Annotated in this window: 18 protein-coding genes; 4 read left to right on the forward strand and 14 right to left on the reverse strand. The window is 47.2% G+C overall.

Annotated features, from left to right (window positions below; genetic code table 11):
* Nucleotides 1–367: 367 nt before the first annotated feature.
* The 10 genes from arsB to ABL924_RS16495 form a co-directional block, all read right to left on the reverse strand.
* Nucleotides 368–1459 carry an ACR3 family arsenite efflux transporter gene (gene arsB / locus ABL924_RS16450; RefSeq protein ID WP_349028189.1) on the reverse strand — a complete coding sequence of 364 codons (1092 nt, stop codon included), beginning with the start codon at nt 1457–1459 and terminating at the stop codon, nt 368–370.
* Between the two features lie 12 nt (nt 1460–1471).
* Nucleotides 1472–3247, reverse strand: coding sequence for an arsenical pump-driving ATPase (gene arsA / locus ABL924_RS16455; protein WP_349028190.1), 1776 nt, complete (start codon nt 3245–3247; stop codon nt 1472–1474).
* 127 nt (nt 3248–3374) lie between these two features.
* Nucleotides 3375–3731: an arsenite efflux transporter metallochaperone ArsD gene (arsD, locus tag ABL924_RS16460; protein WP_349028191.1), complete on the reverse strand. Its 357-nt coding sequence runs from the start codon at nt 3729–3731 to the stop codon at nt 3375–3377.
* A 16-nt stretch (nt 3732–3747) separates the two neighbouring features.
* Nucleotides 3748–4227, reverse strand: coding sequence for an arsenate reductase ArsC (locus tag ABL924_RS16465; protein ID WP_349028192.1), 480 nt, complete (start codon nt 4225–4227; stop codon nt 3748–3750).
* A gap of 23 nt (nt 4228–4250) precedes the next feature.
* The gene (locus ABL924_RS16470; RefSeq protein ID WP_349028193.1) at nt 4251–4757 is read right to left on the reverse strand and encodes an arsenate reductase ArsC; all 507 of its coding nucleotides are present in this window, start codon (nt 4755–4757) and stop codon (nt 4251–4253) included.
* A complete protein-coding gene (locus tag ABL924_RS16475) occupies nt 4754–5200 on the reverse strand; it encodes an ArsI/CadI family heavy metal resistance metalloenzyme (protein WP_349028194.1) in 447 nt (148 codons plus the stop codon). Before ABL924_RS16475 ends, ABL924_RS16470 begins: the two co-directional genes overlap by 4 nt.
* Before the next feature lie 33 nt (nt 5201–5233).
* On the reverse strand, nt 5234–5560 hold the full coding sequence (locus ABL924_RS16480; RefSeq protein ID WP_349028195.1) for a metalloregulator ArsR/SmtB family transcription factor: 327 nt from the start codon (nt 5558–5560) through the stop codon (nt 5234–5236).
* A gap of 65 nt (nt 5561–5625) precedes the next feature.
* Nucleotides 5626–5847 carry a GDCCVxC domain-containing (seleno)protein gene (locus ABL924_RS16485; RefSeq protein ID WP_349028196.1) on the reverse strand — a complete coding sequence of 74 codons (222 nt, stop codon included), beginning with the start codon at nt 5845–5847 and terminating at the stop codon, nt 5626–5628.
* On the reverse strand, nt 5844–6128 hold the full coding sequence (gene merP / locus ABL924_RS16490) for a mercury resistance system periplasmic binding protein MerP (RefSeq protein ID WP_349028197.1): 285 nt from the start codon (nt 6126–6128) through the stop codon (nt 5844–5846). Before merP ends, ABL924_RS16485 begins: the two co-directional genes overlap by 4 nt.
* A 10-nt stretch (nt 6129–6138) precedes the next feature.
* Nucleotides 6139–6477: a mercuric transporter MerT family protein gene (locus ABL924_RS16495; protein WP_349028198.1), complete on the reverse strand. Its 339-nt coding sequence runs from the start codon at nt 6475–6477 to the stop codon at nt 6139–6141.
* A gap of 66 nt (nt 6478–6543) precedes the next feature.
* Between ABL924_RS16495 and merR the strand changes: the two genes are divergently transcribed.
* The gene (gene merR, locus ABL924_RS16500; protein WP_349028199.1) at nt 6544–6951 is read left to right on the forward strand and encodes an Hg(II)-responsive transcriptional regulator; all 408 of its coding nucleotides are present in this window, start codon (nt 6544–6546) and stop codon (nt 6949–6951) included.
* Nucleotides 6952–7036: 85 nt separating this feature from the next.
* Here merR and ABL924_RS16505 read toward each other — a convergent pair whose 3' ends face one another.
* On the reverse strand, nt 7037–7627 hold the full coding sequence (locus ABL924_RS16505) for a hypothetical protein (protein ID WP_349028200.1): 591 nt from the start codon (nt 7625–7627) through the stop codon (nt 7037–7039).
* 244 nt (nt 7628–7871) lie between these two features.
* Here ABL924_RS16505 and ABL924_RS16510 point away from each other — a divergent pair, with 244 nt between their 5' ends.
* The 3 genes from ABL924_RS16510 to ABL924_RS16520 are packed head-to-tail and all read left to right on the forward strand — an operon-like array spanning nt 7872 to nt 8825.
* Nucleotides 7872–8291, forward strand: coding sequence for a hypothetical protein (locus ABL924_RS16510; RefSeq protein ID WP_349028201.1), 420 nt, complete (start codon nt 7872–7874; stop codon nt 8289–8291).
* Nucleotides 8288–8500, forward strand: coding sequence for a hypothetical protein (locus ABL924_RS16515; protein ID WP_349028202.1), 213 nt, complete (start codon nt 8288–8290; stop codon nt 8498–8500). Before ABL924_RS16510 ends, ABL924_RS16515 begins: the two co-directional genes overlap by 4 nt.
* Nucleotides 8493–8825, forward strand: coding sequence for a YnfA family protein (locus ABL924_RS16520; RefSeq protein ID WP_349028203.1), 333 nt, complete (start codon nt 8493–8495; stop codon nt 8823–8825). Before ABL924_RS16515 ends, ABL924_RS16520 begins: the two co-directional genes overlap by 8 nt.
* A gap of 304 nt (nt 8826–9129) precedes the next feature.
* Here ABL924_RS16520 and ABL924_RS16525 read toward each other — a convergent pair whose 3' ends face one another.
* The 3 genes from ABL924_RS16525 to ABL924_RS16535 form a co-directional block, all read right to left on the reverse strand.
* On the reverse strand, nt 9130–9621 hold the full coding sequence (locus ABL924_RS16525) for a DNA-binding protein (RefSeq protein ID WP_349028204.1): 492 nt from the start codon (nt 9619–9621) through the stop codon (nt 9130–9132).
* 3 nt (nt 9622–9624) lie between these two features.
* Entirely contained in the window at nt 9625–9879 is a 255-nt protein-coding gene (locus tag ABL924_RS16530) for a hypothetical protein (RefSeq protein ID WP_349028205.1), read from the reverse strand.
* Between the two features lie 118 nt (nt 9880–9997).
* Nucleotides 9998–10177 (reverse strand): hypothetical protein, encoded by a 180-nt coding sequence (locus ABL924_RS16535; protein ID WP_349028206.1) that lies wholly within the window; start codon nt 10175–10177, stop codon nt 9998–10000.
* Nucleotides 10178–10367 lie beyond the last annotated feature (190 nt).

Consider the following 10367-nt stretch of genomic DNA (forward strand, 5'->3'; position numbering starts at 1 on the left):
CCCTAAACCGGCCGGAAATTGTTTCGGCAACACGAACATTACCAGACTTTTTTTAACTTAGCCACAAACAACCGACCTTTGCTTTTGTGCGGTTTATTTTGCCGAAAATACCAATACTGGCCATCTGAAAAAAACCTGTCTTTTTGAAATTAAATATTAGGCATTAATACAAAGCAGACCCTGGCATTTGCCAAGTTTGATACAAGTTGAATCTCTCCAGTCGACCCGTTGCAGTCTATCGTGAGCTGGCAGCGAATGACCCCCGAACCTCAAACCAGTCGGTCATTCCGCATCAAAAACAACCAGATGATTTCATTTTTAGGGTCAGATCAAAACAACCTTCGTTACTTACCCTATTATTCCAGAATCATTTCGTTGTTGACTTGATTAGGTCAGCATTCACAAAGATTTGTTTTTGGAAGAAAAAAGCCACATTCACCAAAGCGATCATGACCGGCACTTCAATGAGCGGCCCTATCACCGCCGCAAAAGCCGCCCCGCTATTGATGCCGAATACTGCCACGGCGACGGCAATCGCCAGTTCAAAGTTGTTGCTGGCGGCAGTGAAGGCCAATGTGGTTGTTTTAGCGTAATCCGCACCAATGGCTTTACCCATCGCAAAGCTCAATAAAAACATCACCACAAAGTAGATCAACAGTGGGATAGCGATTCGCACGACATCGAATGGCAATTGCACAATCAACTCACCTTTGAGCGAAAACATCACGACGATGGTGAACAACAAGGCAATCAGGGTGAGCGGGCTGATTTTCGGTATGAAACGCTCTTGATACCAGTCTTTGCCCTTGGCACGAATTAAAATAAAACGGGTCAGGAATCCCGCTATAAAGGGGATGCCTAAATAAATGAAGACGCTTTTAGCAATCTCACCAATGGTAATCGCCACGAGGCTGCCTTGCATTCCAAACAACGGTGGCAGTACGGTAATAAAAATCCAAGCATACACACTGTAAAACAACACCTGGAATACGCTATTAAATGCAACTAAACCTGCTGCGTATTCATTATCGCCTTTAGCCAATTCATTCCAGACAATCACCCTCGCAATACAACGGGCCAAGCCGATTAAAATCAGCCCGGTCATGTATTCAGGATAGTCCCGCAAAAAGAGCATGGCCAAGGCGAACATCAATACCGGCCCGATTATCCAGTTCTGCACCAATGAAAGAACCAATACCTTCCAGTTGCGGAATACATCCCCCAGTTCTTCGTAGTGCACTTTGGCTAACGGCGGATACATCATCAAGACCAAGCCCACGGCAATCGGGATATTGGTCGTTCCCACCGAAACAGCGGTATTGATTTCGTTGACCTCTACCGGAAAGAAAAAGCCAACGCTAACCCCAATCGCCATTGCGATAAAAATCCACAAGGTAAGGAAGCGGTCAAGGAAGGATAAGCCGGTTTGGGTGCACGGTTCACAAGTCGGTTGGTTCATTTTTTGATACTCTTAATTTGTCGAATTTGGTTGAGATAATTCCAAAAGTCGTTCCACGCCAATCGGTTCCTCTTTGAGTAAAGGCACTACGGCATAACGCTTCGCATGGACAGTCGCTACGGCTTCGATCTCTTTTAATTCATTAGCCGCACGCTGACGTAATAAGGGTGAATGTACCACTGTGGCGGCGACACTGTTATTGATGACCCATGCCCAAGGCTCAATGCCCGCACGGCGCAAGTCGGCTTGCAGGTTGGCGGCTTCCAAAACTGGTGTGGTTTCCGCTAACGTTACCAGCAATACTTTGGTTTGTTTGGGGTCTTGTAATTGCATCATGGGTGTTAGGTAATGGACTTCAGAACCGGCCATCTGGCGGCTCACTTCGCGATGGTATGCGCCAGTGGCATCTAACAGTAGTAAGGTATGTCCGGTCGGGGCGGTGTCCATGACCACAAATTTCTTGCCTGCTTCACGGATGATTCTTGAAAATGCCTGGAAAACGGCAATTTCCTCGGTACACGGCGAACGCAGGTCTTCCTCAAGCAATGCCTTACCTTGGGCATCAAGGTTTGCGCCTTTGGTCTCAAGGACGTGCTGGCGATAACGTTCGGTTTCTTCATGGGGATCAATCCGACTAACCGTCAAGTTATTCATAACGCCACTTAAGGTTTCGCTCAAATGCGCGGCGGGGTCCGAAGTTGTGAGATGCACCGGCAGGCCGCGCTTGGCTAGGTTAACCGCAACGGCGGCGGCCAATGTGGTTTTACCCACGCCGCCTTTACCCATCAACATCACGAGGCCATGTCCATCTTCGGCAATCGTATCAACCAGTGTTGATAGGCTGGGTGCCTGAATGGCTATAGTGGTAGCTTCGTTTTGTGTGCTGGATGGCGCCGCTGTGGTCAGTAAGTGTCGCAAGGCTTCCAAGCCAACCAGGTTAAACGGTTTTAGCTCAATACGGTCGCAAGGCAGGGTTTTTAGCACGTCGGGCAAGCTTTCCAATGCGAGTTGTTCGCGCTGGAAAAGTGCTGTTGCTAACGCATCTTGTGCCGCTTCTGCTTGCGGCAGCAGTGCGTTAATGACCAGGTATTGCTGTGACAAGCCAATGGCATCCAGTTCCTCATGTGTCCTCGCCACTTCGCGTAGTGTTGATTGTTGGGCACGGGCAACCAGGATGAGCCGGCTACGCTGTGGGTCAGCTAACGCATCAACCGCCGCTTTGTATTGGGTTCGCTGTTTTTCCAGTCCCGCTAAGGGGCCGAGGCACGAAGCATCACCTTTGCCTTCTTCAAGAAAGCCATTCCAAGCTCCCGGCAATTGCAGTAACCGGATGGTATGCCCGGTCGGTGCGGTATCAAAGATAATGTGGTCATAACCGGCGGTTAACGCCGAATCGACTAACAGCGCCGTAAATTCATCGAAGGCGGCGATTTCCGTCGTGCAAGCACCGGACAGTTGTTCTTCGATGCCTTTGACTACCGCATCCGGCAAAACGCCACGCACCGGGCCGACGATGCGGTCGCGGTAGGCTTGTGCGGCGGCTTGCGGATCGATTTCCAGTGCCGCTAGATTCGGCACGGCCGTCACCGTTGTGATTTGGTTGCCAATGGTGATGCCGAAGACCTGTCCCACATTGGAAGCAGGATCAGTGCTCACCAATAATACCCGCTGTCCTGCGTCAGCCAACTGGATCGCGGTTGCACAAGCGACTGAGGTTTTGCCCACGCCGCCTTTGCCGGTGAAAAACAAGAAACGCGGCGGCTGGTCAAGAAATTTGAGGTTATTCATAGCGGTAAATCCTATTGGTGATGCCAGAGTTTTACGGCTAATAACAGTAAAATCATAGTTTGGAAGGAAAAAACACAGCGCCTGGGATCATCCCCAAAAGTTGAGCATTTATTTGTAGCTGATTTGACTAGGCGCATTTGCTCCCGCTGCAACAGCCGGATGGTTTAGGTTGTTCTGCCTCAGTAATTCCCGTCCATCGAGCCAGTTCGCTGCGATGCGGATAGCGTCCAGCTAAGGCGACTTCGCCATCGACCAGTATTAAGGGCAAAGCTTCCTCGCCGGAACGCTCTAGATAACCTTTAACCAGTTGGTTTTCAGCAAAGGCCATCGGTTGTTGTGCCAAGTTAAAGCGCTCGATCTGCACGCCGTTCTGTTTCGCCCAGTCCACATCTGCGGAAAAGCCGACTAATTCTTGATCGACATCGACGCCACAAACGCCGGTGCTGCAACACAATGCGGGATCAAATACTTGGATAGTGGTCATATTGGTTCTCCTAAAATTATGGTAACAAATTGCCGATGCGATCCAGCTCGGCTTTCAAGCGGTCACGGTCATTCTGTAATTCATCCAGCGGCAAGGCCAGGAATTGTTCAATACGGTAACGAAGGATGCGATAGGCTTTCATGAAGGAAGCGGTAATTTCTTCTTCTGTGCCTTCAACATGCGCTGGGTCTTCGACGCCCCAATGGCTGCGTATGGCTGAACCTAAATAGACTGGACAGGTTTCATTGGCCGCATTGCCGCACACACTTAGCACAATATCAGGGGTGGCGGGTAAATCATTCCAGGATTTGCTGTAATAGCCTTCGGTTGAGATGCCTTGGCTGTTCAACAGCGCCAAAGAACGTGGGTGGACTTTGCCGGTCGGTTTGCTGCCTGCGCTCATGCCTTCCCAGCCTTCCGGGGCAAGATGGTTGAAGGTGGCTTCGCCTAGGATAGAACGGCAGGAATTGCCGGTGCAAAGAAACAGTACTTTCATTATTGTGGTCTCATGTATATTAATTAATTGGAATCTTTAATTTGTCCGATGTTGTCCATTTCCCGCTTGATGGTCAGTTCATCGAGTTTGGCAAGCGGCAAGACTGAGAACAGCCGAACCCGTGCCATGATGTAATTCAATACATTTTGGAAAGCATGGCGTTGTTCCTCAAGGGAACCTTGGATAGCTGCCGGGTCTTCAAGCCCCCAATCTGATGTTATTGGGTGACCTGGCCATATGGGACAGGGTTCACTCGCTGCCTTATCGCAGACGGTGATGATGAAATCCATTTGGGGTGCATCTGGTGTGGTAAATTCATTCCAGCTTTTGCTTCGGAGTTTTTCAGTCGGGTAACCCAGTTTTTCAGTTAGTTCGATCGCTAAGGGATGGACAATGCCTGTTGGATGGCTGCCCGCGCTGTAAGCGTTGAACCGATCTTTGCCTATCGTATTAAATACCGCCTCGGCCATGATGCTACGAGCCGAGTTGCCGGTACACAGGATTAGAACATTGAAAATCTTATCGCTCATGAACAATTGCTCCCGGATGACGAAGGGCAACAAGCCGATTCGGCTTTTTTAATGGGAACCGGGGTATCTTCGCCAAAAATGGGGATGGTCGAAAGGGAATGAAACGTTTCCCAGGCAATGCCTTGGGGATCAATCGTCCAATACTTATTGCTTTCGCTGTAACAGCAAGCAGCCCCCTTTTGTTCTGCAACCGGCAACGCCGCTTGGGTAAACTGCTGGTTAAGCTCTTCCAGTTCGTCGTCTGATTCCACTTGGATGCCCAAGTGGTCTAACCCCGCTTTAGCGCCGCGCTCGGAAATCGCGAAATTGATCCGAGGATCGTCCAGCATCCACTTGGCATAGTCGGGTTTGGTGACGTTAGGTTCTAGTCCAAACAACGCCGAGTAGAAACCGATACTTTCATCAAGGTTATTGACCGATAGATGGACTTGGAAGCGTTTCATAAATGAGGGTTTCCTAATTAAGGATGTAAAAGGTTAAGCGTCTTCTTCGCAGCACGGCGTTTCCACACCGCAAGCAACACCGGCACAGCAATTTTCCGTGAGAAAGGCCAAGAGTTCATTCATCACCTTAAAATTAGCTGAATAGTAGATATAGCGGCTTTTTTGGCGGGAATTAACAATCCCCGCATAGCTCATTTCTTTAAGATGGAAGGACAAGGAAGAAGGCGGGATGCCAGTGGTTTCACTGATTTTTCCGGCGGCCATCCCATCAGGCCCGGCTTGGACTAAGGTACGAAAGATCGTAAGCCTGGATTCTTGGGCCAATGCAGAAAGGGTGGTTACGGCAGTTTTATTTTCCATATTTCAATGTTAATAGAAATATAGAATATGTCAATGATTAATTGACTTGATGCCCTTTAGTTGCGTTAAGGACTACAACAAGAATTCTGTTGTTGAATAGGTGGGCATTTAACTGAACCGTAGGAGCAGAACACACAACAATCCCCCGCTTTGGGTTTGAGGAGAAAACCACACTGTTTGCAGTCATAAAAAAACTGGCAGGCATCCGTGGGCATGGTCTCGGTTTCACGGTGGCCGCAATGGGGGCAAGTAATGGTCGATTCCAGGATCGTGCTTTTTAGGGTCATGGTTTTTTGACGGTAGACGGGTAACCCGCGTTGGTGGTGGCTTCCGTTAATTTGGCGGTCGTTGTTACGGCATCATCGAAGGTTACTGTTGCAATCTTGCTGTCATAATCGATCTCGACTTGCTGCACACCATCGACTTTGTTTAATGCTTTTTTGACGGTCAATGGACACACCGAACAGGTCATGTTTTGTACTTCGAGCATCACTGATTGGTTCGCCGCCATCACGTTGCTGACCATGAAAATGGTTAGGATCAGAAGAGGTGCAAATGGTTTTTTCATAGGGTTGACCTTAATAAAACAGGGGGGCGATCCAGGGAAAGACAAGCAAACCCAATAATGGGAGGGTGACTAGCCAGTAAATAATGCGCTGTTTGCCCTGGGTTTCTTCATTAGCGCAAGCCATGCCTGGATTACATTCTTTGGGGTTCAGATAGAGCTGATAAAAAGCGAAACCGACAAAAGCCAGTGTAAGAATTATGAATAAGGGGCGCACCGGCTCTAAAACTGTCAAATTGGCTAACCAAGCCCCTCCCAAGCCAAGGCTCACGAAGAATAAAGGGGCAAAGCAACAAAGGCTGGCACCCATGCCGGCCAACACACCGGCGATCATGGCCTGTTTTTGATTCATGGGAATAGCTCCAGTTAAACCTATGGCTTATGATAAGCCCTGTACCTAACTACGGAGTCAAGCCTGATGACCCAAAAGTCGTTTACTATTGGCGCATTGGCTAAAAATGCGGGCGTAAACATCGAGACTGTCCGGTTTTACCAGCGGCGGGGATTGCTGGTAGAACCTGAAAAACCGCTTGGCGGCATCCGGCGCTATAACGATAGCCATACCCAACGAATCCAATTCATAAAACACGGGCAAACGTTGGGCTTTTCTTTAGCTGAAATCGAAGACTTGTTAAGCCTTGAGGACGGTCAACATTGTTGTGAAGCGCAAGAAATAGCGATCCACAAACTGGAATTGATTCGGGATCGGATTGTGGGCTTACAAAAAATGGAAGTGGCCTTGTCGGATTTGGTAAAGCGTTGTGAAGAAAACTCTGGCTCAGTGACTTGCCCACTTATCGCTACCTTACAAAAAGAAAAGCCATAGGGTGAGCCAGTTAAATATGAAGTGGGTTTAGCCCTGATATTTGGGCTATGACGGAAAATTTGTTAGGGCGTTTGCAGTTTGCACGCTATTGCCCCGTGCCACCTACCTGTCCTATTGCGTTTTCGCCTGGTTGCAAACCGACTGGATTGTGGTCAATAGTTAACCCATACAGGACAACTGACGCAATAAACAAGGCAGTAGCGGTTAGGACAATGATCACTTGTGCATTAGAAACTGGCATGTCACAGGCATTATTAAGTATGAAAATGCGTCTTGGAAGGTCGGCGACCATGATAATTTGTATCACGAGCAAAACATTCGCGGCGGTGATGCCCACTGTTCCAGCCCAAGGGGCAATTACCGTCATTAGGGCAAGAGCCAGAGATAAAGCGTAAGCGCCAACCAAGTAAATCAAGAAATTAATATCATTTAAAAACTTGAAGGCCTCGGCACTTCTGGCCATGAAATGACTATTTATTTCTTTTTTAAGGGCGATGAAGATGCTTGTGGCAATTCCTGCTGCTACTGTAGCGCCACTAATTAAAGCTGTGGATTCTAATGCCCCCCAGAAGGACGCTTTAAAATGGATAGCGGATGATAAAAGCAAAATTGAACCACTTAAAGTAATTTGCGCTATGGCGATAAGACCCGTGAGGAAAGAGGTATTTCTTGGCATGGCGGTATTTACCGATTAAATCATTAAAATTTATGTGTCGTATTGGATACTAACATGGCTATTTACGCCATGCCCCAGGTAATGTAAAACGCACTGCCTCTTCTTGACTGACACATATCCTCGAAATGGTAAAAGTTTTTCCATTGGCTAATTATCCTCTTCATCCTTCAATGGCCTATTCCATAATAAAAAGCGTAAAATTATAAGCGACGCAATAGCATATACCTGAAAAGAGGAATCTACGATGAGCGGTTGCTGTGACAGTGGTTGTACTTTAGATCGGCTACGCGAAAGGCAGCCTGGGACCCTCCAGATTGTTCTAGGTATCAATGCCTTGATGTTCTTCGTCATCGCTTCCGCAGCGCTGTATGGCAAATCAACCGCATTGCTGGCTGATAGCCTGGATAACCTTGGTGATGCATTGACCTACGGCCTTAGCCTTTATGCGGTTTCAAGGAGCACCGCCGTCAAAGCCAAAGTCGCCTTGTTTAAGGGATGGCTTATTTTTCTTGCCGCTCTTGCTGTGGCCGCTCAAATTGCTTACAAACTTTACGTCCCAAGCTTACCCTTATTCGAAGTCATGGGTGCTTTTAGCCTTCTTGGCGTGCTAACTCAGTTTGTCTTTTTCTGCTGTGGCGGCATCGCAAAGAAGACATCAACATGAGTTCGGTATGGGAGTGTTCGAGAAATGACATCGTATCCAATCTTTCGGTATTTGTGGCGGCTGGAGCCGTTTGGTTCACCGGTTCAAGCTGGCCTGACAGGGTTGTTGCTCTTGGACTCGTGTGTTACTTAATGCGTTCTGCTATCCATATTATTTCTTCCGCCAAGGCAGAAGCTAACGGCACTTTAACAAGACAACCCAATGTTTGAACTGAAAACGATAGCCTTATTTCTCATTACCGCAGTAGCGGAAATAGTCGGTTGTTATTTGCCTTATCTTTGGCTCAGGGAGGGCAAGCCTATTTGGCTGCTTCTTCCAGCCATTTTTAGTTTAGCGCTTTTTGCATGGTTACTTTCGCTTCATCCAACAGCGGCGGGGCGTGTGTATGCGGCCTACGGCGGGGTCTACATTTTCGTCGCTATTTTATGGCTTTGGTGTGTAGAGGGAGTCAAACCGACTATCTGGGACATTACCGGGTCTTTAGTTGCCTTGATAGGCATGGCAATCATTATGTTCGCACCTAAAAATACGTAACCTAACATTCCAGAGGACGCAAAACGGATAGGCAACAAATTTTGGTGGCCACCTAGTAAAGAAAGGCAACTAAAGCAACGTTAATGAGTTTAAAAAAGAATGATAAAGATTGTTTTGATCACTCATTGAAAACGAAGGTCTGTTTACCATGTTTGATAAAAAGCATTCGGATAGTTTGAAGGGCCGCTCCTGGCCGGAAATTGACCATCAAAATTTGGCTCAATTAACCCTTTGCACCGACTGCTTTTATGATAGTTATGCTGCCGCTTAAGGCCTTGGACGGCCAACAACCTATGATTTGGAATTAAGCAGCTTCCCCAATTTGTCGTTCGAGGTTAATTTTCATGTTAGTAAAAGAAACCTCAAGCAAGCTATCCTCCACTTTGTAGTTCTCTTTCTCTTTAAACCAAGAAAGCACCTTAGCCAAATGCCAAATTGTTGTGCTGCCCTCATGGATTGGGGATGGGAAGGACGACCGATATTTTATATAAAGGTTTCTGATGTTTTGGCGGCTGCACCCCAGAATATCTGCAATATCCGTCAACCCCACAAAATCGGGTGTGGCTTCGATTAATTTCGCTTGGGGTATTGCTTTGTTGACATCGCTTAATGCGCTTGAGACGGCCTCTGATGCTGACTTAGAATCCCTGGTGAAATTCATGGCGATTCTCCCAGGTTCCCCAATACCAATAATCGCATCCCCACACCCAGCCTCGTAAAGCTGATCTAGCAGGGTTTCTGGTTCGCATTCAAGAGAAGCGATATCAAACTTCAAAGTGAAATCATATTCAGCCATCACTTATTCCTCATTATTATCGGTGTTCTTTTGCATAATGCAGTTATCGACAATTCGTCGAATTTGTTTGGCGTGATTTTGCGGATTTTTGGGCGTACTCCAGATACTCGCCCTACAAAACTCACCGCACCTGCAAGCCCTATCGTTATAGGGACAATACATTTGACCCCAAGCATGAGACCCGCCCTCTACAATCCGCCATCCTTTGCTCGACGCATAGTCCAAAGCCGCCGCGATCTCTTTATTCTGATGGGGCATTATTTATCTCGGTATTTATTTAAAATGCTAGTCTTTATACTGATGGTTGTCAATTGACAATTAACGATTTGATAAAAAAGTAAGATGCTTTGTGTTTTAACCCTAGCTGTAATTTCAATTACTGGGCAGTATTTGGATCGTGCTGGATTAATTCTTGTAAATACTTTTCCCAAACCAACAGCGCAGCCCTTTTTTCTTGTAGATAATCGTATCGGTCATAGTGTTTTGAACTGACATCGGTGAGCGCATGGTTTTGTATTCGATCCCTAATGCTTTTTTCAATACCGATTTCACCCATCCTGGTTTTTACAGTGCGCCGCAGGTCCCTCGGAGTAAATTCCTGTACACAGCCAAGCCTTGCAATTGCATGAGCTAATGATGATTTGTTAAGAGTGTTTACATAAAGATACATTTTGGCTATAGTAACTTCCTTAATCCAAAGGAGGCGCGGCTATGGCAATCTGTAAACATTGTGGTGTTGAAGAATC

This window comes from Methyloglobulus sp. (genome assembly GCF_040079455.1).
Lineage (GTDB): Bacteria > Pseudomonadota > Gammaproteobacteria > Methylococcales > Methylomonadaceae > Methyloglobulus.